The sequence below is a fragment of the Clostridium sp. HBUAS56017 genome (assembly GCF_007115085.1).
Classification (GTDB): Bacteria; Bacillota; Clostridia; order Clostridiales; family Clostridiaceae; genus Clostridium; species Clostridium cibarium.
Window position 1 is genome coordinate 260,938 of record NZ_SULK01000002.1, and the last position, 25,014, is coordinate 285,951.

General features: G+C 29.8%; 24 protein-coding genes. 22 read left to right on the forward strand and 2 right to left on the reverse strand.

All coding sequences use genetic code 11. The features are described 5' to 3' along the window. From FAY47_RS03550 to FAY47_RS03565, 4 genes are all read left to right on the forward strand, one after another. The coding region (locus FAY47_RS03550) for a BMP family ABC transporter substrate-binding protein (protein WP_243129532.1) at positions 1–969 on the forward strand (969 nt) is incomplete at its 5' end. 92 nt (positions 970–1,061) lie between these two features. Next, a complete protein-coding gene (locus tag FAY47_RS03555; protein WP_143315037.1) occupies positions 1,062–2,600 on the forward strand; it encodes an ABC transporter ATP-binding protein in 1,539 nt (512 codons plus the stop codon). Continuing rightward, on the forward strand, positions 2,587–3,660 hold the full coding sequence (locus FAY47_RS03560) for an ABC transporter permease (RefSeq protein WP_143315038.1): 1,074 nt from the start codon (positions 2,587–2,589) through the stop codon (positions 3,658–3,660). The genes FAY47_RS03555 and FAY47_RS03560 overlap by 14 nt, the downstream gene beginning before the upstream one ends. Before the next feature lies 1 nt (position 3,661). Then, positions 3,662–4,609, forward strand: a complete 948-nt coding sequence (locus tag FAY47_RS03565) for an ABC transporter permease (RefSeq protein ID WP_143315039.1) — start codon at positions 3,662–3,664, stop codon at positions 4,607–4,609. Between the two features lie 70 nt (positions 4,610–4,679). Here FAY47_RS03565 and FAY47_RS03570 read toward each other — a convergent pair whose 3' ends face one another. Both FAY47_RS03570 and FAY47_RS03575 read right to left on the reverse strand, forming a co-directional pair. After that, positions 4,680–5,525, reverse strand: a complete 846-nt coding sequence (locus FAY47_RS03570) for an LD-carboxypeptidase (RefSeq protein WP_143315040.1) — start codon at positions 5,523–5,525, stop codon at positions 4,680–4,682. Positions 5,526–5,647: 122 nt separating this feature from the next. Further along, a complete protein-coding gene (locus FAY47_RS03575) occupies positions 5,648–6,133 on the reverse strand; it encodes a CarD family transcriptional regulator (protein ID WP_143315041.1) in 486 nt (161 codons plus the stop codon). A 361-nt stretch (positions 6,134–6,494) separates the two neighbouring features. Between FAY47_RS03575 and FAY47_RS03580 the strand changes: the two genes are divergently transcribed. The 18 genes from FAY47_RS03580 to FAY47_RS03665 all read left to right on the forward strand — a co-directional run bounded on the left by FAY47_RS03580 (position 6,495) and on the right by FAY47_RS03665 (position 24,989). After that, the gene (locus FAY47_RS03580) at positions 6,495–7,691 is read left to right on the forward strand and encodes a sensor histidine kinase (RefSeq protein ID WP_143315042.1); all 1,197 of its coding nucleotides are present in this window, start codon (positions 6,495–6,497) and stop codon (positions 7,689–7,691) included. Continuing rightward, complete coding sequence (locus FAY47_RS03585) at positions 7,666–8,343, forward strand: response regulator transcription factor (RefSeq protein WP_143315043.1); 678 nt, start codon at positions 7,666–7,668, stop codon at positions 8,341–8,343. Before FAY47_RS03580 ends, FAY47_RS03585 begins: the two co-directional genes overlap by 26 nt. A gap of 459 nt (positions 8,344–8,802) precedes the next feature. Then, positions 8,803–9,465: a SprT family zinc-dependent metalloprotease gene (locus FAY47_RS03590; protein ID WP_143315044.1), complete on the forward strand. Its 663-nt coding sequence runs from the start codon at positions 8,803–8,805 to the stop codon at positions 9,463–9,465. A 309-nt stretch (positions 9,466–9,774) separates the two neighbouring features. Next, positions 9,775–10,764 (forward strand): ABC transporter substrate-binding protein, encoded by a 990-nt coding sequence (locus FAY47_RS03595; RefSeq protein ID WP_143315045.1) that lies wholly within the window; start codon positions 9,775–9,777, stop codon positions 10,762–10,764. Then, positions 10,764–11,666 carry an ABC transporter permease gene (locus FAY47_RS03600; protein WP_143315046.1) on the forward strand — a complete coding sequence of 301 codons (903 nt, stop codon included), beginning with the start codon at positions 10,764–10,766 and terminating at the stop codon, positions 11,664–11,666. The genes FAY47_RS03595 and FAY47_RS03600 overlap by 1 nt, the downstream gene beginning before the upstream one ends. Continuing rightward, positions 11,632–12,426 (forward strand): ATP-binding cassette domain-containing protein, encoded by a 795-nt coding sequence (locus FAY47_RS03605; protein ID WP_143315047.1) that lies wholly within the window; start codon positions 11,632–11,634, stop codon positions 12,424–12,426. The genes FAY47_RS03600 and FAY47_RS03605 overlap by 35 nt, the downstream gene beginning before the upstream one ends. 126 nt (positions 12,427–12,552) lie before the next feature. Then, positions 12,553–13,800: a replication-associated recombination protein A gene (locus FAY47_RS03610; protein WP_143315048.1), complete on the forward strand. Its 1,248-nt coding sequence runs from the start codon at positions 12,553–12,555 to the stop codon at positions 13,798–13,800. 98 nt (positions 13,801–13,898) lie between these two features. Beyond that, a complete protein-coding gene (locus FAY47_RS03615) occupies positions 13,899–14,420 on the forward strand; it encodes a hypothetical protein (protein ID WP_143315049.1) in 522 nt (173 codons plus the stop codon). A gap of 279 nt (positions 14,421–14,699) precedes the next feature. Further along, positions 14,700–15,923 carry a C40 family peptidase gene (locus FAY47_RS03620; RefSeq protein ID WP_143315050.1) on the forward strand — a complete coding sequence of 408 codons (1,224 nt, stop codon included), beginning with the start codon at positions 14,700–14,702 and terminating at the stop codon, positions 15,921–15,923. Between the two features lie 298 nt (positions 15,924–16,221). Next, positions 16,222–16,674, forward strand: coding sequence for an Rrf2 family transcriptional regulator (locus FAY47_RS03625; RefSeq protein WP_143315051.1), 453 nt, complete (start codon positions 16,222–16,224; stop codon positions 16,672–16,674). A gap of 2 nt (positions 16,675–16,676) precedes the next feature. Beyond that, positions 16,677–17,858, forward strand: coding sequence for a cysteine desulfurase NifS (gene nifS, locus FAY47_RS03630; protein WP_143315052.1), 1,182 nt, complete (start codon positions 16,677–16,679; stop codon positions 17,856–17,858). A 1-nt stretch (position 17,859) separates the two neighbouring features. Beyond that, the gene (nifU, locus tag FAY47_RS03635; RefSeq protein ID WP_143315053.1) at positions 17,860–18,294 is read left to right on the forward strand and encodes a Fe-S cluster assembly scaffold protein NifU; all 435 of its coding nucleotides are present in this window, start codon (positions 17,860–17,862) and stop codon (positions 18,292–18,294) included. An 8-nt stretch (positions 18,295–18,302) separates the two neighbouring features. Continuing rightward, a complete protein-coding gene (gene mnmA, locus FAY47_RS03640) occupies positions 18,303–19,379 on the forward strand; it encodes a tRNA 2-thiouridine(34) synthase MnmA (protein ID WP_143315054.1) in 1,077 nt (358 codons plus the stop codon). 17 nt (positions 19,380–19,396) lie between these two features. Further along, complete coding sequence (locus tag FAY47_RS03645; protein ID WP_143315055.1) at positions 19,397–20,035, forward strand: pentapeptide repeat-containing protein; 639 nt, start codon at positions 19,397–19,399, stop codon at positions 20,033–20,035. Between the two features lie 406 nt (positions 20,036–20,441). Beyond that, positions 20,442–21,116, forward strand: a complete 675-nt coding sequence (locus FAY47_RS03650; RefSeq protein ID WP_143315056.1) for a Wzz/FepE/Etk N-terminal domain-containing protein — start codon at positions 20,442–20,444, stop codon at positions 21,114–21,116. A gap of 13 nt (positions 21,117–21,129) precedes the next feature. Next, positions 21,130–21,810: a CpsD/CapB family tyrosine-protein kinase gene (locus FAY47_RS03655; RefSeq protein WP_143315057.1), complete on the forward strand. Its 681-nt coding sequence runs from the start codon at positions 21,130–21,132 to the stop codon at positions 21,808–21,810. A gap of 37 nt (positions 21,811–21,847) precedes the next feature. Continuing rightward, the gene (locus FAY47_RS03660; protein WP_185966709.1) at positions 21,848–23,704 is read left to right on the forward strand and encodes a nucleoside-diphosphate sugar epimerase/dehydratase; all 1,857 of its coding nucleotides are present in this window, start codon (positions 21,848–21,850) and stop codon (positions 23,702–23,704) included. 67 nt (positions 23,705–23,771) lie between these two features. After that, on the forward strand, positions 23,772–24,989 hold the full coding sequence (locus FAY47_RS03665; protein WP_143315059.1) for a DegT/DnrJ/EryC1/StrS family aminotransferase: 1,218 nt from the start codon (positions 23,772–23,774) through the stop codon (positions 24,987–24,989). Positions 24,990–25,014 lie beyond the last annotated feature (25 nt).

The window sequence follows — 25,014 nt, forward strand, 5'->3', positions numbered from 1 at the left end:
GGAACAATAGATGATAAGTCATTCAACCAAGGAAGCTGGGAAGGAATTTTAAAAGCAAAAGATGAATTTGGTATCACAGAAAAATATCTTCAACCAGATGGTCAAACTTTAGCAGATTATACTTCAAAAATTAAGGATTTGTATGATGGAGGCTTTAAATTTATAGTGGCACCTGGCTTTAAGTTTGAGCAAGCAATATTTGAATCTCAAGATAAGTATAAAGATGCTAAATTTATAATAATAGATGGATCTCCTAACAATGGATTAGAAGGAGATAAAAAGCAAGCAAAAGTTGGCGATAATACAGTTGCTGTATTCTTCGCAGAGCAAGAGTCAGGCTTTATGGCTGGTGTAGCTGCTGCAGTAGAATTAAAAGATGGAGATTTAGGATTTGTTGGTGGAATGGAAATCCCTGCTGTTCAAAAGTTTAACTGGGGATTCCAACAAGGAGTTAAATATGCTAATGAAAAATTAGGAACAAAGGTTAGTTTAAAAGCTGAAAACATAGTTTACCAAGGTACATTTAATAGTGCTGATGCTGGTCAACAAATTGCAGCTACAATGTATAGCAGAGGAGTTAAAGCTATATTTACAGCTGCAGGTGGTACTGGTACAGGTGTAATTACTGAAGCTAAGACTAGAGCTAAAAAAGGTGAAAAAGTTTGGGCTATTGGTGTAGATACTGATCAATATGATGAAGGTATTTATGAAAATGGTAAATCAGCAGTATTAACTTCAGCAATGAAGAAAATTGACAATACAACTTACAAGTTAATTAAGGATGAATTAGATGGTAATTTCCCTGGTGGGCAAACTCTTACTTTAGATGCTAAGACTGATAGTGTTGGTATACCTGATAAGAATCCAAACTTAAGTGAAGCAACTACAAAAACTTGTAAAGATGTATTTGAAAAAATTAAAAGCGGTGAAATTAAAGTTTCAAATGAACAAGGTAATTTAATTAAGTAGTTATTTAGGAAGAGTACAAAAAAGGCGGTTCTTCCGTCTTTTTTTGTATAAAACATTTAAATCGTAATTTAAGTTAAGATGGAGGATATAGAATGGAATATGTAGTTGAAATGTTAAACATTCGAAAAGAGTTTCCAGGCATAGTAGCAAATGATAATATTACTTTGCAACTTAAAAAGGGTGAAATTCATGCTCTTCTTGGAGAAAATGGAGCTGGAAAGTCAACTCTTATGAGTGTTTTATTTGGTATGTATCAACCAGAGGGCGGAGTTATAAAGGTTAGAGGTAAAGAGGTCAAAATTAGTAACCCAAATATAGCAAATGATTTAGGAATTGGAATGGTGCATCAACATTTTAAACTAGTTGAAAATTTCACTGTAACAGAAAACATTATTTTAGGTAGTGAATCTAAGCGATTTGGCTTATTTATCGACATAAAAGGTGCAGCAAAAAAGATTGAAGATTTATCTAAAAAGTATGGACTAAATGTTGATCCTTATGCAAAAATTGAAGAAATTAGTGTAGGGATGCAACAGAGGGTTGAAATATTAAAAATGTTATATCGTAATGCGGAAGTTTTAATATTTGACGAACCAACAGCAGTGCTTACACCACAAGAAATCGAAGAATTAATTGACATTTGGAAAACCTTGGTTAAGGAAGGGAAGTCAATAATAATTATTACCCATAAATTAAAAGAAATTAAAGCTGCAGCAGATAGGTGTTCTGTTATAAGAAGAGGACGATACATAGGAACAGTTAATGTTAAAGAAACTTCTGAGGCTGAGATGGCAAAAATGATGGTAGGACGTGAAGTATCATTTAAAGTAGAAAAATCACCATATGAACCAGGTGAAGTTTTAGCTAAAATTGAACATTTAAATGTTAAAAATAATAAAAAGGTTCTAGGAGTAAAGGATTTGTCCTTAGAAATAAGGTCAGGAGAAATTCTTGGAATAGCGGGAGTTGAGGGTAACGGACAAACTGAACTTGTGGAAGCTATTACTGGACTTAGAAAAATTGAATCAGGTAAAATAGATTTAAAAGGTAATGACATAAGTAACTTAAGTATAAGAGGCAGAATAGAAAGTGGTATTGCACATATACCTGAAGATCGTCAAAAAAGAGGATTAGTGCTTGACTATACAATTGAAGAAAATATGGTTTTGCAAAAATATATGAAAGAGCCTTTTTCAAATAAGTTAGGTTTGTTAAATAAAGGTGAGATAAGAAAGTATGCCAATAAAATAATTGAAGATTTTGATGTAAGATCAGGAGAAGGTGCTATATCACCAGCTAAAACATTGTCTGGTGGAAACCAACAAAAAGCCATTATAGGACGTGAAATTGAACTTCAACCAGAACTTCTAATAGCAGTCCAACCTACTAGAGGGCTAGATGTTGGATCAATAGAATATATTCATAAAAGATTGGTTGAGCAAAGGGATAAGGGAAAAGGAGTTCTTTTAATTTCTTTAGAACTTGATGAGATATTAAACTTATCTGATAAGATTGCTGTTATTAATAATGGTGAATTAATTGGAATAGTAAATGCCGATGAAACTGATGAAAAAGAGATTGGTTTAATGATGGCAGGAGTTAAAAAGGAGGATAACAATAATGAAGAATAATTCATTAAAATCAGTTCTTGCAGTTATTCTAGGACTAATAGCAGGAGCACTTTTAATGGTTGCAATGGGACATAATCCAATTGAAGGTTACATATATTTAACTCAAGGCGGACTTATGACTACAGAGAGAATAGCAAATACCATTGCAACATCTACACCTCTTATACTTACTGGTTTATCACTTGCTTTTGCATTTAGAACTGGGCTATTTAATATAGGGGCTCCAGGACAGATGCTATTTGGTGGATTTTGCGCAACTGCTGTGGCTTTAACATTCACTAATTTGCCAAGACCAATTTTACTATTATTTATTGTATTATCAGGATTAATAGGTGGAGCTTTATGTGCGGCATTAGTTGGTTTATTAAAGGCAAAGTTTAATGTTCATGAAGTTGTTGGATCAATAATGCTAAACTGGATAATTTACTGGATTGTTTATTATGTTATACCAGCATATTTCAAAGCTGATTCTATAGAAACAGAATCTAGACAAATTACTGATGTTGCATCACTTAAGACTCCATGGCTTACTCAATTATTTAATGGATCATTTATAAATTATGGTATACTTATTGCTATAATAGCAGTTGTATTAGTATGGTTTATTTTAGATAAAACAGTGTTGGGATATCAATTAAAAGCAGTAGGGTTTAATAAATTTTCTGCAGAGTATGCAGGTATTTCAGTGAATAAAAATATTATTGTTTCTATGGGAATCGCTGGAGCATTATCAGGGCTTGCAGGAGTGGCTCAATATGTAGGTAATGCAACTTGTATTCAAATAGGTGTTATGCCAGATCAAGGATTTGATGGGATTGCTGTTGCGCTTCTTGGAGGAAGTTCTCCATTTGGAGTATTGATTGCTGCATTATTCTTTGGCCTTTTATATGCAGGAAAAGGATTTATGACAACAATGGCAAGTATACCTCCTGAAATAGCAGATACAATTATGGCAACAATTATATATTTTGCAGCTACAAGTATGATTATGGATAAGGTAATAAGAAAATTTAAAAAACGAAAAAAAGAAGTTCATATAGATGTAAAGGAGGAGAAGTAGTATGTTAGATACTTTACAACAAATTTTTCCTTATGCAATAGCATATACTGTACCTCTTTTATTAACAGCACTTGGAGCTGTTTTCTGTGAAAGAAGTGGAGTAGTAAACGTTGGGCTAGATGGGTTAATGATTTGTGGTTCTTTCGTAGGAGCTTATGTTATAATAACTTTACAAAAACAAGGCAATGATTATGCTTTATGGATTGGATTATTTGCAGCAATTGTTGCAGGAATTATATTTTCACTATTACATGCATTTGCTAGTGTAACTTTAAATGCAAATCAAGTTATAAGTGGTACAGCAATAAATATGATAGCTGGAGCTTTGACTGTTTACTTAGCAAGAAATATTACAGGTAGTGGAAATATTAGAATAATGCTTGGGTTTATACCACAAGAAATACCTGTACTTTCAAGCATTCCTGTAATAGGACCGTTATTTTTCACAAAAACATATGCGACTACTTGGTTAGCCTTAATAATTCTAGTTATGAGTGTAATTATATTAAATAGAACAAGTTTTGGATTAAGACTTAAATCATGCGGTGAGCATCCACAAGCAGCAGATGCAGCAGGAATTAATGTTTATAGAATGAGATATATTGGAGTTATGATATCTGGTGCTTTAGCATCTCTTGCTGGAGCAGTTATTATAGTGACTTATGGTGGGGAATTTACTGGATCTGTATCTGGATTAGGATTCTTAGCATTAGCAGCTTTAATATTTGGCCAATGGAAACCATTAGGTGTATTAGGTGCAACACTATTTTTTGGGTTTGCATCAACAATTGCAAATATTTCACAAGTAATGCCATCATTAGCTTCAGTGCCACCAGTTTTTTTGAAGATTTTCCCTTATGTAGCTACTTTAGTGGTTCTTGTGTTCTTCTCAAAAAGAACTCGTGCACCAAAAGCTTCAGGAGAACCTTTTGAAAGTGGAAAAAGATAAGTAATAATCATTTTACAATAAAGACTGTGTTTAAGGAAATTTGAATTTCTTTTAACACAGTCTTTATTAATTATTTTATAAACTTATAGTATTTGCCTATAATAACAGCTTTAGAATTATAACTATGTCCTATTTCCTTGGTTTTAATAACAGGAATATTAGGATTGTCAATAATACTTAAAATTAGATTTTCTACTTTAGAATCTGTTAGAATATTTTCAAGTTCAGTAAAAGATCCTAGAAGCACACCGCTACACAGTTCAAAGACTCCAAGATGCTTATAATGAGTAAGCATAGTTCTTATCTTGTTTTCATCTCCACTTAAACTTTCAATTAAAACAATCTTGTTTTTAAAGTCAGGCATGAATTTAGTGCCTGCTAGTTTTAGTGTGCAGCGTAAGTTGCCCCCTATAAGAATACCCGACATATTTGAACCTTGAAGCCATTTGTAACTAAAATTTAAAAAAGCTTCAGAAATATTATTTATGTAATCATAGAAGTTTTGAAAAGAATTATTAGTTTGGTCAAGAACTATATTTTTTATTTGATATAGATAGCTTTTCTTTTGAACCTGAGAATATATACTATTAATGAAAACTGATAAATCGCTATACCCAAAAAAAGGTTTATCAAAATCTTTTATAGTATCAAAATCTATGTATTGAAGAATTTCGTTTGCTAAATCTCCTCCTGAAACATCAAAAATTCCTTGAATTTTTGGATCTTTATATAGTTTCATTAGTTCGCTCGCGCGATCTATACCGGAGTAATTAGAGTTAGATATGTCTTTATAAATTATATCTGATTTTATAACTTTTATATTCATATTTGTCAAAAGCTTTTCTAAGTTCTTGATTATCTCTATTTGCTTATTTGGTAAACCATTAGATAAGCTTATTAAGGCAACACATTCCATATTGTTTTGTCTCCTTTTATTATTTTATATTTATAATATTATATTTTTATAAAATAATAAAGCTAAATTCCAACTAAGAAATTCGTTGGAATTTAGCTTTATATATGTAACTTACATGTAATTTATAAAATATTTTCTAATAGTTCATCAGCTTCTATGTGAGAAATATCCTTCACCAAACTAATTTCTTCTATTAGAACTTTTTTTGTGGTATTGAGCATTTGATTTTCGCTAGAGTTTAGTGAATGTTGTCTCTTTATCAGAGAGAGATTAAGAAAAACCTCAATGTAGTCTTTTAAAGAACCAGATTTTACTTTTAGTGAGTTAGTAGCAAATCTATCTTTACAATTAGCTGATTTTGATTCACAATCAGTAACTTCAAGTCTTTTTACATTATTCAATAAACTGTCTAAAGTGGTTGCATCACTAATTAACCTTATGTTAGAGGTTTCAATACGACTACAAGGTAAAGTAAGTTTTAGAGAATTATTTAGTAAATGTATGCTATAGAATTTTTGAGTTTTACCATGAAATTCTTTTTCTTCAATTATATCTACAATACCTACTCCTTGATTTGGATAAACTATTCTATCGCCTGGTTTTAACAAATTAAGCACCTCCAAAGTGTTCATATTAATAGTATACCACATTTTTTGTGAAATAGCCAAAATTATTTATTTTATCATACATATAACACCATGTCAATTACTATAAAAGTTAACTTAATTTTATTAAATTAATCTTTTATTTTTTATTATTGAATTAATTTATTTCTGTAGTAAAACTGGATTTAGAATTACATATGTCTTGATAAATATACTATATTAGTGAATGTAGATTAATGTAAAAATATAAAAATTGTGCCTAAGATATAGAATGGCATGTAGTTAAAAATTGAGGAAGGTAGTTCTAATAGTATTTGGTAAATGAAATTTATTATGTTATAATTTACTATGAAAATACTATAGGATGAAATTGAATGGTGATGTTATGAGTGAAGAAATAAATAGTATAAATAATATACTATCTGTAGTTATTGATGATATTCATAATGGTAAAGAGAAAATATTTAATATTGCAGAATCTTTGAAAAGTGAATATGAAAAGCAAATAATTGAGTTAGGTGATGTTGAAGATCAAATTTCAATATTAATTAAAGAAGTAGATAGACTAGAGAAGATTGACAAAAGCATGAGAGAAAAATTAGCGAAAGCATCTATGAACTTCCAGATTAAAGAAGATGATGTGAGAATAATTTATGAAGAAGCTTTAAACATTAGAGTTGAGTATATTACCATGCAAAAAGAAGAAAAAAGATTGCAAGGTAGAAGGGAATCTTTACAGCGGTCAATAAAGAATCATTTTAATAATATTAAAGAAGCTGATTCTGTCATAGAGCAAGTTAATGTGGCATTAAGTTATCTAAAAGGTGATGTTTATAAGAATATAGAATCAGTTGAAGAAAATAGCAAGATAGCCTATGCAATTAGATTTGTAGAGGCACAAGAAAAAGAGAGAAATAGAATAGCAAGAGATATACATGATGGACCTGCACAGTATTTAGCTAGTACAATGATGAGAATTGATTTTTGCAAAATGCTTCTAAACAAAAATCTTGAAGAAGGATTAAATGAATTAGAAGATTTAAAATCAAATGTTAGAAAAACCTTAAAAGAAGTTAGAGGAATAATATTTGATTTAAAACCACCATTTTTAAATGGAATTACTTTAGAGGCAGCTATTGAAGATTTAAAAGAAGCTTTTCTTGAAGAAGCATCTACAAATCTTGCAGTTGAAATAAGAAGCAATGGACATCCTGTTGACTATGTTGTAGAAGTAGCTGTATACAGAATAATTCAGGAAATTTTAAATAATATAAAAAAGCATTCTAAAGCTGAAAATTCTGAAGTAAGATTAGAAGTTGGACAAGAGAATATATACTTAAACATTAAAGATAATGGAAGAGGATTTGATGTAGATGAATATCTTAAAAGTGCAAGAAAAAATACTAAGAATTATGGTATAACTGGAATTTATGATAGAGTTGATGAATTAGGTGGTACTATTGAGATAAAATCTTTATTAGATAAAGGAACTGAATATAAAATAAAATTGCCTACAATTAGGGGGAAAGAGAACAGTGATAAAATTAGCTATAACAGATGATCATGCACTAATAAGAGAAGGGCTTATTAGGATAATTAGTTATGAGAAAGATCTAGAGATAGTGCTTGAAAGTGACAGTGGCGAAGAGTTGATTGAAAAACTAAAGAATATAGATATAGCTCCAGATATAATATTATTGGACATAAATATGGACAAACTTGATGGAGTTGAGACTTTAAAGATTGTTAAGGAAAATTGGCCTTCTATAAAAATAATAATATTAACTGTAGAGAAGCAAAAAAGAAAGATTAAAGAGGTATTAGATTTTGGCGCAGAAGGGTATGTGTTAAAAGAATCTGCTGGAAATGAGATAACTAGTGCTATAAGATCAGTGTATAATGGTGAAAAATATATAGATAAAACTCTTATGGAGTCTGTATTCATTGACGATTACATAGGAACTAATGAAAATAAACTTGAAAACTTATCAAATAGGGAGCTAAGTATCTTAATCAAAATTTCTGAAGGTATGAAAAACAAAGAAATTGCTGAAGCTCTATATTTATCAGAAAAGACAGTTAAAAATTACGTAACAAGTATTTTTAGAAAAATTGAAGTTGAAGATAGGGTTCATGCAACTTTATATGCAATCGAGAATAATGTAAGTGGATATTACGAAGAAAAGAATAAGGGAAATAAAATACAGGACTAAAGTCCTATAAAAAAAGGGACTATTGTAATCTATTATTTTTATGAGAAAACTATATAATAAAAGCATAGGTGTTAACCTCTTGCTTCAAAGACAGACTAACCCATGGTTTGTTTTATAGTTTCCCACCTAGATGGAGCAAGTAATATTTTTTATCGTTTGCAGTATATATAAAAAAGTTGTCTCATAAGGAGATGACTTTTTTATTTTGCGAAAAGGAGAAAGGGACTAAAGTCCTATAAAAAAAGGGACTAAAGATATCTATGTTTTATAATATTATATATATATAATAAAAGCATGGGGAATACCTCTTGCTTCCAATTAAGCGTACCCATGGCTTATATCCTAGTTTCCCACCTAGATGGAGCAAGTAATATTTTTTATCGTTTGCAGTATATATAAAAAAGCTGTCTCGAAAGAGATAGCTTTTTTATGTTATAATCACTTCAAGTAGGTGATAATTTGGAGGAAATAAAATATAAGGTTTATTATAAGAAAATAAAATCAAGTTCAATTACAATTGAACCTGATGGAGAGGTAATAATAAAAGTTCCATTGGGAACAGGAGAAAATGAAATTGATGATATAGTTAGAAGAAAGAGTAAATGGATTGGATCAAAAAAAGAACTTTTAGAAAGTAGAAAAAAGCTAAATTGCAATGAAATAATGTATTTAGGTGAAATATATAAGCTAAACATAATAATACAACCATATCTTAAGAGGGAATTTGTTATTGATTATAATAAGACATTTATTATTAATACTATTTCTAAGGAAAGAGGAAATAAGGTTCTTGAGAAATATTTAAGAGAAAAGTGTAAGGAAGTAGTATATAAAAAGGTAGATAAGTATAGAAAATATTTTCCGAGTGAGCCTAAAGAAGTTAAAGTAAAAGAACAAAAGAGAAGATGGGGTAGTTGTACTTATGATAATAGAATTTTCTTGAATTGGAAGTTGATAATGGGAAGAGAATTAGCATTAGAATATGTAGTTGTCCATGAGATGTGCCATATGGTACATAAAAATCATTCAAAGCAGTACTGGGAATTAGTCGGAAAAATTATGCCAAGTTATAAAGAAGAACATAACTGGCTTAAAGATAATGGATATCTGATGGATGTTTAAAATGATTAGTAATTAACAGGTAGTTTTTTCTGACTACCTGTTTTGCTATGTAAATGATAACAAAAAGATTGGTAAGAAAAAAATCAATATTAATTAAATTAAATATTAAGTATGTTCGTTAATAGAATGTTTACAATACTGATAAATTATGATAATATAGAGTAAATTATTTTTAATATTTTAAGAATGTACTTGCATAATTGATATATTATCATAAAAATATGTATTTTTTTTATGATTATATTAAGAGTAAAGTTAGGATATGAAGTATGGTAGGCAAGGTACATAAATATTTGGAGGATGGTAAGAATGGTAGGAAAGAAGAAGATTGCAAAGATACTTTGTGGTATTTTGGCGGTATCAGTATTAACAGGTTGTGGAACGCAAAAAAAGGACAACACAAAGAAAATTGGAGTAATTCAATTTATTCAACATGGTGCTTTAGATGAAGCAAATAGAGGCTTTGTTGATGGGCTTAAAGAAAAAGGTTATGAAGATGGAAAAAATATAGAAATTGAACAACAAAATTCACAAGGAAAAATCGATGTTGCTCAGCAGTTAGCAGGACAATTTGCAAATAGTAAAAAAGATTTGGTTTTTGCAATAGCTACTCCAACAGCTCAAGCTGTATTGAATGCAACGAAAGATATTCCAATTGTATTTACGGCGGTTACTGATCCGGTAGATGCGGGACTAGCTAAGGAATGGAAAAGTTCAGGATATAATACAACTGGGACTTCGGATAAGGTTGATATTGATGAGCAGCTAAAATTATTTAAAGAATTAGTTCCGAAGGCTAAGAATATGGGAGTAATTTATACTACATCAGAAATAAATTCAGTAAATCAAGTTAAAGAACTTAAGGAATTAGCACCTAAATATGATTTGAACATAAAGGAAATAGGAATTTCTAATATAAATGAAATTAATCAAAATCTATCAAATGCTGCAGGAACAATAGATTCATTATATGCTCCAACTGATAATAATGTAGCAGCATCTTATCCTTTAGTAGGTGATATTTGTGTTAAGAATAATATAGCTGTAATAGGTGCTGAGCCAGCTATTGTTGAACATGGAGGGCTTGTATCTAAGGGAATAGATTATTATGAGTTAGGAAAGATGGCAGGTTATAAGGCAGCTGAAATATTAGATGGAAAAAATCCAAAGGATATAGAAATAGAAACCATGAAAGAACTTGCTATAACAATAAATACCGATGTTGCGAAGAAACTTAATGTAACAATACCAGATAGCATAGATAAAGCAGCTAAAAAGGTAACTGGAGGCGTTAATTAGTGGATTTAGTAATAAATATATTAGAACAAGCATCCTTATTCGCTTTAGTTGCAATGGGCGTATTTATAACATATAAGATTTTGGACTTTCCTGATCTTTCTGTAGAGGGAAGTTATCCATTAGGGGCAAGTATAGCTGCAATATTAATAGTAAATGGAGTTAATCCATGGATAGCGACTTTAATAGCCATGATAGGAGGAGGAGTTGCAGGATTTTTAACAGCATTTTTACATGTTAAATTAAAAATAACTAACTTAATGTCTGGAATATTAGTTATGATGGGATTATATTCAATTAACTTGACAATTATGGGGAAATCAAATATCCCACTTTTAAGTACAAATCATTTATTTAAAAGTTCTGTATCTCCGTTGGTAATAGCTTTAAGTATTTTAGTTATATTTAAGATATTACAAGACTTATTTATGAAAACAAAATTAGGGTTTTTATTATTTGCAGTAGGTGATAATGAGCAAGTGGTAACAACACTTGGAGTGAATAAGAATAATATAAAAATATTAGGGCTTATGGTAAGCAATGCACTAGTTTCTTTAGCTGGAGCATTAACATGTCAATATCAAGGTTATGCTGATGTTGGTATGGGAACAGGTGTTGTAGTAAAGGGACTTGCATGTGTAATTATTGGAACATCACTTCTTGGAAGGATTTCTTTTATAAAGTCAACTTCACAAGCTATAATAGGAACAGTTATATATTATACAGCTATTTCTCTAGCTTTAAAGCTTGGATTAAATCCAAATTTATTAAATTTACTAACAGCAATTGTAATTGTAATTGCATTAGCTAGTGAATCAAATCTTTTTAAAGCTAAAAGAAAATCAAAGGTAAAGGGTGGTGAAGTAGGTAATGCTAAAAGTAAATCAACTATCCAAAGTTTTTAATCAAAATACAATAAATGAAAATAGAGTTTTTGATAATTTATCTTTGTCTGTAAATAAAGGAGATTTTGTAGCTATTATTGGGTCCAATGGAGCTGGCAAGTCCACTCTTTTAAATATGATTTCTGGAACCTTAGTTGGTGATAGTGGAGTTATACTAATAGATGGTGAAGATGTTTCTAGAAAAGATGAATATTTAAGGGCTAAATATATAGGAAGAGTTTTTCAGAATCCATCTGTTGGTGTTTCTCCTAAGATGACTATACTTGAAAATCTTTCTCTTGCAGATAATAAAGGAAAGAGCTTTGGTTTGACATTAGGTATAAATAAAAAGAGAGTAAATTATTATAAAGATTTACTGAAAGAAGTTGACCTAGGGCTAGAGGATAAATTATATAATAAGGTTGAATTATTGTCAGGAGGACAAAGACAAGCGCTTACTCTTCTAATGGCAGTAATGTCAGACCCTAAATTATTATTACTTGATGAACATACAGCAGCTCTTGATCCTAAAACTTCTGAAAAGATAATGGATATTACAAAGAAGATTGTTAAAGAAAGAGGAATTACTACTTTGATGGTTACCCATAATTTAAAACATGCTATGGATTGTGGTAATAGGTTATTTATGATGCATAGAGGAAGAGTAGTTATAGATGTTCAAGGTAAAGAAAAGCAAGATTTGACTACTGACAAACTTTTTGAATTATTCGAAAAAGTGAATGTTAAAGATGATTTAAGTGATAGGACATTATTTGGCTAGATTCGTAAAATTAATATAGATTAAACATGTCAGGGACTATGGTAGATACTTTTAATATCAATCATAGTCCCTAATCTTTTTTATTTATGATAATATATAATTAGTTAAAAAATGAGGAGGATTGTAATGACACCATTAGCTGAAAGAATGAGACCAAGTACTTTAGAAGATTTTATGGGACAAAAGCATATTATAGGTAAAGGAAAACCTTTGTACAATTTAATAAAAAGCAAGAATATTCCCAATTGTATATTATATGGTCCGCCAGGAACAGGAAAAACAACTTTAGCTAATATAATGGCAAATTATATTGATAAGAAGTTCTATAAATTGAATGCTACAACAGCTTCTGTAAAAGATATTCAAGAAATAGTGTCTGATTTAGATACTTTACTTGGTTATAGTGGAGTTGTAATTTATATTGATGAGCTTCAACATTTTTCAAAACGACAACAACAATCACTTTTAGAATTCATAGAGAATGGTAAAGTTACATTAATTGCAAGTACTACTGAAAATCCTTACTTTGTTTTACATAAGGCAATAATTAGTAGATGTAATATTTTTAATTTTAAAGCTTTAACCAAAGATGATATAAAGGTTGGTATAGTAAAGAGTATTGATAGAGCAAATGATAATGAATTGAATATAAAATATACAGATGAAGCTGTTTCATATATTGCAGAAATATCACAAGGCGATTATAGAAAAGCATATAATATTTTAGAGCTAGCTATTAATTCACAATTGAGCTCTACTATAAATATTACTGTTGAATATGTAGAAGGTTTAGAACAATCACATATGTTGTCAGATTCTTCAGGGGATGAATATTACAATTTTTTAAGTGCTCTTCAAAAAAGCATTAGGGGGAGCGATCCTGATGCAGCTGTGCATTATTTAGCTAGATTAATTAAAGGGGGGAATCTTACAGCAATTATTAGAAGAATTTCAGTAATTGTAGCTGAAGATATAGGATTAGCCTTTCCAAGTGCCCTGACTGTTGTTAATTCTGGTATTGAATTAGCCCTTAAAGTTGGGCTTCCAGAAGCTCAAATAATATTAAGTGAATTAGTAATTTATTTAGCTACATTACCAAAATCTAATAGTGCATATTTAGCAATAAAAGATGCTATGAATGATTTGGAGAATAGGAACTTTGGTGATATACCAATGCACTTAAAAGATGCTCATTATAGTGGTGCGGCAAGTTTGGGGGTAGAAGGGTATAAATATCCTCATGATTATCCAAATCACTATATTAAGCAAGATTATTTACCAAAGGAATTAAGAGGGAAAAAGTATTATGAATGCCAGAACAATAAATTTGAAGATAGTATAAAAAAATACTGGATAAATATAAAAAACAGTTAGATATATTCTGAATCGCTTAAAGTAAAAATAAGAAAATAAATATAAATGTTAAGAATAATTATGCGTTTTCAAACAAAGGGTGATTTAAATAAAAAAAGATGAATTTAATTTTAAGCTTATCAATAATGGTAATATTAACTTTAATTATAGTTTCAATGTATAATAGATCTCTAGATCAAGCATTAAGTAGATATATAACAAAGAACTCATTAAATTTAGAAACTCTGAAAAAAATTGATATAAGCAAAGAAAAAACAATGTTTATTAATAAAAATCAAAATAATCAATTGAACATAACTATAGCAAATAATGAATTAATAAAAGGGTGGAAGATAGAATATTCATTATGGGATAACAATATTGGTGATTTAGACAATTTTACAACTACTGATATGAATTCCAATAAATATAATTTTACATGCGTCTGGAATAGATTAGATTACACGAAAAATTACGGAGATAGTGGTATACTTTATGGGTTTTTTACACACACTAATAATAATTATAATGAAATTTATGTAAGTAATATTAAGTGTAATATTGAAAAAGTAGATGATAATTTATATTTATACTATATTATAACTGATCCTCCTAAATATAATTTTAAAGTTGTAGAATAAGATACTTTGGTTTTTATTATAAGATATAACTATAATATACCTGATATAAGTAGATTAAATTAGAAATAAGTAAATCTTCAAGATACTAAATCTTGGGGATTTTTTTTATGTGAAATAGAAAGAATTAAATTTAATATAATATAATTTTATTGAAGAGTATAAAATGGTGAGAAGTCAAATTGAGAATACACATTGATTCCTAATAAGTAAAATGTTAGAATAATATGTAGTAACTAGCGGATAGGAAAAGGAAGGTGAAATGGTCATAGACCAAGATTTATGAAGAGAAGAATATTATCTATAATTATTATCGGAGTTTTTGTTGCTTCAGTTATACTATCAGGAGTTAGAGTAAGTGCAGCTCCTTCAGATCAGCAATTACAACAGCAAAGAAATGAGTATGAAGCAAAAAAGGCAAAAGTAAATGAAATTGATGAAAAGATTCAAAGATTTGATGACGAAATAAGTTCCCTAACAATTAAGGTGAACGATAATGATAGCAAAATTAAAGATATAAATAAAGAGATAGAAAATACAGATAAAGAAATTGAACAAACTAAAACAGATATTACTAATAAGGAAGAGCTATTAGGAAAGAGGCTAAGATCGATATATAAATCTGGTGGAGAAGCTGACTATATTTCTTTAATATTTTCTTCTAATAGCTTAGGTGATTTAATTACCAAAGTTAATTCAGCTATTAAAATAGTTAGTACGGACAAAAAAGTTTTAAAAGATTTATCAAGTAGTAAAAGCAAACTTGATGATAAGGTAAACTCATTGGAGACAAAATCAAATGAAATTCAAGGGCTTAACAATGATATACAACAACAAAAAGCTGAAATTAATAAAAAGTTAGAGGAAGAAAAGCAAGTTAGAGAACAATCTAAGGCAGAAGTAGAGCAATTTGCTAAACAATATTTAATTCCGATAGAGAGAGAATCAGTTCAAGGATTCATAGATATAGCTAACAATCCAAATAGTTCTGAAAGTCAACTTAATGACGCTATTACCGCATTAAGTGCTATTAAGAATCAGCTAAAGAGTAGTGAAGTTCAGAATGAAGTAAATAATGCCATTGAAAATGCGAAAAACGCATTGAAGAAAATTTCCGATAATAAAATTACACCAGCAGCTGTAAATCCACATGTTCCAACTCCATCACCAACTAGTACTTCAGTTGTAAGCTATGCATATAAATTTTTAGGTGTAGCTTATGTATATGGTGCAACAGGACCAGAAAATTTTGATTGTTCAGGACTTACATCTTATGTATATAGAAATGTTACAGGAATTGATATTGGTAGAACTACATACGAGCAAGTTAATGCAGGTGTAGATGTTACGGGCCAACAATTGCAGCCTGGTGATTTAATATTCCCTAGTGATGAGCATGTACAAATGTATATAGGAAATGGACAAGTAATACATGCACCTCATACAGGTGATGTGGTTAGGATAGCACCTATTGGTACTGTTTGGAAAGCAAGAAGAATATTATAAATATGTAGACAAGCTATTTGGGTGAAAATTGATCAGCTAAAATAGCTTGTTTTTTTGTTAACTATATAAAAATAAATTGGATGAAATTTTTTTGGAGCTAAGAATCAAAAAGGGTATAGATGTACAGAATCAGTAAAACATCTATTTAAAAGAATTGGAATAAAATTAAATAGTTGCTTTTCTATAGTAAATTAAATGATAATCTATGGGAAAAAAGGATGTTGACAATTCCCGAGTGTTTTGCTATGATATAAAACAGAAAGTATAGTAATTTACTCAACATTAAGGAGTGAAGATAATGAAACTATCGACAAAGGGGCGTTATGGAGTTAAAGCAATGGTTGAACTTGCTATTAATTATGGTAGTACTCCCGTTTCAATAAAGACTATTTCTACTAGACAAAATATTTCTGAATATTATTTAGAACAATTATTTTCTCCTCTTAGAAAAGCAAATCTAATTACTAGTATTAGAGGTGCTCAAGGAGGATATGTTCTTAGTAGAGAGCCAAAGGATATTACAGTGGCAGATATAATGAATGAAGTTGAAGGTCCTATTGAAATTTCTGATTGTATTGATCATGCTAGCTGCAATAATGTTGATTGTTGCGCAACTAGACTACTTTGGGAAAAAATTAAAAATAGCATTGACGAGGTTATGGTTTCTATAACTCTTCAAGATATCGTCGATGACTACAATAATATGAAAGTAAAGAGTGAAGAGTTAAAATTTGATAATAAGGGAGAATAGATATGAAAAACGTATATATGGATTATGCAGCAACTACATTTGTTAAACCAGAAGTATTAGAAGAAATGATGCCATATTTTACAGAAAAGTTTGGAAATCCATCATCATTCTATGAAATATCAAGAATAACAAAGAGAGCAATTGATGAATCAAGAGGGAAGATTGCAAAAGCGTTAAATAGTGAAAGCGATGAAGTATATTTCACTGGTGGTGGATCTGAGGCTGATAACTGGGCAATTAAAGGAATAGCTTCTGCTTATAAGAATAAAGGGAATCATATTATAACAACTAAGATTGAACATCATGCAGTGCTACATACTTGTGAGTACTTAGAAAAGCAAGGTTACAAGGTAACATATTTAGATGTTGATAAAGAAGGTTTTATAAATTTAGATGATTTAAGAAATGCAATTACAGATGAAACAATTTTAGTTTCAATAATGTTTGCAAACAATGAAATAGGGACTATTCAACCAGTTAAGGAAATAGGAGCTATCTGTAAGGAAAGAGGAGTTCTATTCCATACAGATGCAGTTCAAGCTGTAGGAAATGTTCCTGTAGATGTTAAAGATATGAATATTGATTTATTGTCATTAGCTGGTCACAAAATATATGGACCAAAAGGTATAGGAGTACTTTATATAAGAAAAGGCGTTAGAATACATAATCTTATACATGGTGGTGGTCAAGAAAGAGCAAGAAGAGCTGGAACTGAAAATATTGCAGGTATAGTTGGTCTTGGAAAGGCTATTGAACTAGCTACAGAAAATCTTGATGAACATATGAATAAAATGTCAAAATTAAGAGATAAACTAATAGATGGATTATTAAAGATTCCTCACACAAACTTAAATGGACCAAGAGGTGATAAGAGATTGCCTGGTAATGTTAATGTTTGCTTTAGATTTATTGAAGGTGAATCAATACTTCTTTCATTAGATTTTGAAGGTGTTTCAGCATCAAGTGGTAGTGCTTGTACATCAGGATCATTGGATCCATCACATGTGCTTTTAGCTATAGGGCTTCCACATGAAAGAGCACATGGTTCATTAAGACTTACAATGGGGGATAGAACAACTGATGAAGATGTAGAATATGTGTTAGAAGTTGTTCCACCAATTATAGAAAGACTAAGAAATATGTCTCCATTATGGGAAGACTACATTAAGAAGGGAGAAAAATAATATGATATATTCAGATAAGGTAATGGATCACTTTAGAAATCCAAGAAATGTAGGAGAAATAGAAAATCCAGATGGTGTAGGTGAAGTTGGTAACGCTAAATGTGGTGATATCATGAAGATATATCTTAAGATAGAGGATAATGTAATAAGGGATGCTAAATTTAAGACATTTGGTTGTGGATCAGCAATAGCGTCATCATCAATGGCAACTGAACTTATAATCGGAAAAGATATAGATGAAGCATGGGATCTTACTAATAAAGCTGTTGCAGAAGCATTAGATGGACTTCCACCAGTAAAAATGCACTGTTCAGTTTTAGCTGAAGAAGCTATTCATAAAGCTATAAACGATTATAGAGCAAAAGCAGGTCTTGAAGTTAAGGAATTTGTAGAACATGGAGATGACTTGCACGACCACGTTCATGGTGATGAATAGGAGATAAAATGAAGAAAAAGGTAGTTGTTGGTATGAGCGGCGGAGTTGATAGCTCCGTTGCTGCTTACCTTTTAAAAGAACAAGGTTATGATGTTATTGGTATTACAATGCGTATGTCACCAGATGATCCCAACTTTGCTGAAAATGAAGGCGGATGTTGTTCACTTTCTGCAGTTGAGGATGCGAGAAGAGTATGTGATAGGCTTGAGATACCTTTTTATGTTTTGAATTTTAAAGATTTGTTTAAGGAAAAAGTAATAGATTATTTTGTAGACGAGTATATGGCTGGAAAGACTCCAAATCCATGTATCGCTTGTAATAAGCATTTAAAATTTGATGCATTACTCCAAAAAGCAAGAGGAATTGGGGCAGAATACGTTGCAACGGGCCACTATGCTAAGATAGAAGAAAAAGATGGAAGAATGCTTTTGATAAAATCTGATGATGATAGAAAAGATCAAACATATGCTTTATATAATTTTACCCAAGATCAACTTGCTCATACTCTTATGCCTTGTGGTAAATACACAAAGGATAAAATAAGAGAAATAGCTAAAGAAATAGGTCTTGCTGTACATAATAAAAAGGATAGTGAGGAAATCTGTTTTATTCCTGATAATAATCATGGTAGATTTATTATAGAAGAGGTACCTGGTAAGGTTAAGCCAGGTAACTTTGTAGATAAAGAAGAAAATATTTTAGGCAAGCATAAGGGAATAGTTTATTATACTATAGGACAAAGAAAGGGACTTGGATTGGCTCTTGGAAGACCTGTTTTTGTAACAGGTATTAATGCAAAGAAAAATGAAGTAGTTATTGGTTCTGAAGATGAGATTTTTAAAACAGGTCTTATTGCAAAAGATGTTAACTTTATTCCTTTTAATGAGTTAAAAGAAGAATTAAACGTAACTGCAAAGGTTCGTTATTCAGCAAAGCCATCAGAAGCTACATTATATCCAGAATCTAATGGCAGAGTTAAAGTAATATTTAAAGATAAGCAAAGAGCTATTACAAAAGGACAGTCAGTAGTATTTTATGATGGAAATATTGTTGTTGGTGGGGGTATCATAGAAAAAATATTATAGATTTTAAGGAGACCACAATGGGAAGAAATCAAAGTACTGGCACATTTAATTATAATAATATACAAAAAAAAGATAAAAATTTTATGTATGATAACCTAAAGAGAAGCAATTGCTATAATTGTGATTTTGATACATGTAATTTTGACTTTGTAAGTTTTAGAGGAGCACATTTTAAAAAGTGTAGTTTTTATAATAGCTCATTTAAAGGTACAGAATTCGTCGGAGCTAACTTAAAAGGAAGTAAATTTAAAAAATCAATATTTGAAAATACTATATTTGACTCTGTAAATCTAGATGGTGTTGATTTTAGAGATGCTGAGTTTACTAATGTTATATTTTTAGAATCTGACTTAAGCAAGGCTATAAATATTGATATTAATGATCCTTCAATAAGAGTATTTGATGAAGTACCTGAAGTAGTGATCAGTGAAGCTTTAAAAAGTACAGTGGATAGTTTGAATGAAAATGAGTATATCAAAAATGCGAGAATTTTTGATACTAAAGATGGTAGTATTAACTTACTTACTATGATGATTCTTTTAGAACTGTTTGGAGAAGAGAGACTTATTAGAGGATTGAATACTATTAAAGAAGAAATTAAAAGAGATTTTCATACTTTAAGTTATGTTATTAGATTAATTGAAAAAATAAAATAGAGATTTTAGATAGTTGAAAGAGTTATTTGGATAAGTTTATTCAAATAACTCTTTTTTTATCTATATTTAACTTCACACATAATAAATAATTAGAAGAATTTTAGAAAGTTGGACCTAATAAGAGTTAAAAGTCATTTATTAAAATGAAATTGACAGGATCGTTAATAGAAGGTCTAAACTTACTAAAGTAATATATGAGCATAGATAAAGTTAACCAGTAAAGTTTTGTATAAAGGAGTTATTTAATATAATTATAAAATTATATTAAATAACTCCTTTTAACTTATGTAGTGACTAAATATGTTAACTAATTATGTGTATGATTATACAAAATTTGAAAAAGGTGTAATAAACGATTTTAAATCTACATAGTTTGTAAACATAGAAAGTAATTAAGGGGGATAAAGTGGAAGAAAATAATATAAGTTTTTCAGAATTATTAAAAATACTTAGAGGTAGGGTGAAATTTATAGCATTTATTACTATTACAGTAACTTTAATAACAGCAATAGCTTGTTTTTATTTTATTGACCCAAAATATCAAGCAAGTTCTAAGGTATTTATAGGAAAAGAGGAAGGTGAGAAGAGTGAAAATTATAATTACAATGACGTTGAACTATATCAAAAATTAATAAAAACATATTCTGATGTAATTATGACTAAAGATTTAGTTGAGGATGCACTAAAAGAAAAAAATATCGATGAAAATACAGACACAATACTTAAACATTTATCAGTAACTCCTAAAACAGATACTCAATTAATAGAGTTAAAGTATATAGATAAAGATAAATTTAAGGCGAATGATATAGTTGATTCAATAACAAATGAGTTTATTAGCTTTTCAAAGGAATTAATTCCAAATGCAAATGTAAAAATAGTTCAGAAAGTAATTTTACCTGAAAATCCAGTTAGTCCTAACAAGCCTATATATATATCTTTAGGATTTATAATTGGAGCGTTAGCAAGTATACTTTTATCTGTTCTTCAAGAGTTTATGGATAACACGTTTAAAGACAGAAAACAGGTTGAAGAAATGTTGGGATTGCCAGTTTTAGGAAATGTACCATGTATCAATTAATAAGGAGTGTAGAATGTTAGACTTTGAAAAAAAAATTGATGATTCAGTAATAGAGGCTTTTAAAACTTTAAGAACAAATATTTTGTATTCTTCATTAGATAAGAAATTAAAGACAATAATGATTACAAGTGCTGAACCTGGAGAAGGGAAAACTACAACTTCATGTAATTTGGCTATGTCTTTTTCAAAAGATGGTAAAAAAACTTTGTTAATTGATTGTGATTTAAGAAAACCATCTATTCATAGAAAATTTAACATATCTAATTTATCAGGATTAACTGATGTTTTGGTAGGCGAAAAGAAATTAGAGATGGCAATTTCAAGTTATTCAGAGAATTTAGACGTATTAACTTCTGGAACTAATGCGCCAAATCCTACTGAAATATTAGGCTCTAAAAATATGGAGGCATTTCTAGAGAAATTAAAAGATTTATATGAAATTATAATAATAGATTCGGCACCACTAAATGCAGTTAGTGATAGTCAAATATTAGGAGCAAAAATGGATGGTGTACTCATGGTAATTAGAGCAAATAAGACTAAGAAGGATAGCATTGTGGAAGCTAAAGATCTTTTAGAAAAAGTAAATGCAAATTTAATTGGAGTTGTTCTTAATGGAGTACAAGCAAGTCATAAAAAATCTTATTATTATTATGGTAATAAGAAGGAAAAAAAGAAAATAGTGAGTAAGTAATAAGAATTGAGGGAGAATAGTGACAATAAATAAAAAGATGAAGATAGCTATACTACTATTCTTAGATTTTCTGCTAATACAAATGTCATATTTTTTAGCTTTGTATTTAAGAATTATAAACACAAATATGAGTATTTCAAAAATTATAAACATTTATAGTGACTTTCTACCAAAGATATTATTTATGACTATTATATATATGATTATATTTACAATTTTTAAGCAATATAAAAGTATTTGGACGGTAGCAAGTATTGAGGAATTTGCTATTGGTGTTCTTAGTACAACAATTGGTCTGCTTATATGTTTATTAATATCAATTGGAGATAAAAAAAGAATCCCTTTATTAGTTACAGTAATGTCAGGAATTTTAATAATGCTAACTTGTAATGGGATTAGAGTAGGATTAAGAATTGTAAAAAGACTAATAACTTATTTAGATATAAGAAAAAATAGTAATCTTAGAAAAGTACTAATAATAGGAGCTGGTGCTGCTGGAGCATTGGTTATTAATGAGTGTAAAAAGAATCCAAGATGTAGAAAGAAAGTAGTTGCTATTGTAGATGATGACAAAGAAAAGATTGGTAAATATGTTGCAGGTGTTAAAGTACTTGGTGACAGAAATTCTATTGAAAAGATTATAAATGAAAATTCAATACATGAAGTAATTATAGCAATTGCGAGGTTAAAAAGTTTAGATTTAAAAGAGATTATTACTGAATGTAACAAAACAAATGCAAAAGTAAAAATCATGCCAGGAGTTTCGGATATAATTGATGGAAATTTTAATATTAACAGTATTAGGGATGTTAATGTTGAAGATTTACTTGGCAGAGAATTAATTACTTTAGATAATGAGGGAATAAGTAAATATATTGAAAATAAAGTGATTATGGTAACTGGTGGAGGTGGATCTATTGGCTCTGAGTTATGTAGACAACTGGTTAAATTTAAACCTAAGCAGTTAATTATTTTTGATATATATGAAAATAATGCTTATGATATCCAAAATGAACTTTTACATGCTAATAAGAATTTAAATTTAAAGGTATTAATAGGATCTATACGTGATAAAAGACGATTAAGAAGTATTCTGATTGCATATAAGCCACAAGTTATATTTCATGCAGCAGCACATAAGCATGTGCCTTTAATGGAAGAAAGTCCATTAGAAGCTATAAAAAATAATGTTTTAGGAACTTTAAATTTATGTGAACTAGCTGATGAATTCAGTTTAGAGAAATTTGTGCTTATTTCTACAGATAAAGCAGTTAATCCTACTAATATAATGGGAGCAAGTAAGAGAATTTGTGAAATGATAATACAAGCTATTGATGAAGAGAGTAATACGGAATTTGTTGCAGTTAGATTTGGAAATGTATTAGGTTCTAATGGTTCAGTTGTACCATTATTTAAAAAACAAATAGCGATTGGTGGACCAATAACTTTAACGCATAAGGAAGTTACTAGATATTTCATGACTATACCAGAAGCCAGTCAATTAGTATTGCAAGCTGGAGCTTTTGCTAAAGGGGGAGAAATATTTGTTTTAGATATGGGAGAACCTGTAAAAATATACGATTTAGCGGAAAACCTTATAAGGCTTTCTGGGTTCGAACCAGATAAAGATATTGAAATAAAGGTGACTGGACTTAGACCAGGAGAAAAGCTTTATGAAGAACTTTTAATGGGAGAGAAAAATTTAATAACAACAGAACATAATAAGATTTTTATCGATAATCCAAGTAGTATTTCATATAGCGTATTGAAACAACAAATTAATGAATTGCTGGACACCGTAAAAATGGGTAATGAGGATTTATTAAGGGATAAAATTAAGTATTTAGTTCCAAGTTTCAATTCAACAAAAGTTAATATTAAGAAGGAATCATAAAAGAATATTTTTAAAATACAGATAGTAGTTTAAATCTAAAAGAATTTATAAGAGAGAGGTAGCATCATTGAATATAAATGAATTGAGAAATATTCCTTTCTGTCCCCCAGATATTACAGAAGCAGAAATAGAAGAAGTCATTAAAGTAATGAAGTCAGGTTGGATTACAACGGGACCAAGAACAAAACTTTTTGAACAAAAAATTGCTGAATATATTGGAGTAAAAAAAGTTGCTTGTTTAAACTCTGCAACATCAGCTATGGAGCTTACTCTTCGTATTTTAGGTATAAGTCCAGGTGATGAAGTAATCACTACTGCTTATACATATACGGCATCGGCTGCTGTTATAAACCATGTTGGAGCAAAAATTGTGTTAGTGGATGTGGGGCATAACTCTTTTGAGATGGATTATTCTCGGTTAGCAAATGCTATTACTGAAAAAACTAAGGCAATAATTCCTGTGGATATAGCAGGTAGGATGTGTAATTATAATGCCATATATGAAGCGGTTCAGGATAATAAAGATAAATTTAAACCAAATAATGAAATTCAAAAGTTGTTTAATAGAGTAATTGTTTTAGCAGATGCTGCTCATGCTTTGGGGGCTGAGAGAAATGGAATAAAGTGCGGCCAAGCTGCTGATTTTACTTGGTTTTCATTTCACGCTGTTAAGAACTTGACAACGGCTGAAGGTGGAGCTGTTACTTGGCGTAATGACATTGGACTAGATGATGATTGGCTATATAAACAGTTTATGCTTTACAGTTTACATGGCCAATCTAAGGACGCATTAGCTAAAACTAGTAAAGGTGCCTGGGAATATGACATCATATATCCAGGATATAAATGTAATATGACTGATATTCTAGCCGGGATTGGGTTGATACAGTTGAATAGATATACTGAATTAAGAAGGAAACGACAAGAGATTATTGGAGTTTATGATAGAGAGTTATTACACAGTGGAATTCAAAGTTTGCAGCATTATGGTGAAACATTTGCTTCGAGTGGTCACTTATATTTAGCTAAAATATCAGGGATTAATGAACAGCAAAGGAACGAAATAATCATTAAGATGGCGAAAAGAGGGATTGCTTGTAATGTTCATTACAAGCCATTACCAATGTTTACTGCCTATAAGGAATTAGGATTTGATATTAAAGATTTTCCTAATGCTTATAATCAATATGTTAATGAAATTACTCTTCCTTTGCATACTTTGTTGAGCAATGAAGATGTGATATATGTTTGTAGAAATTTAGAAAAATGTATAAGAGAAGTTTAGACAATTGTTAAGTTAGAAGAAATCG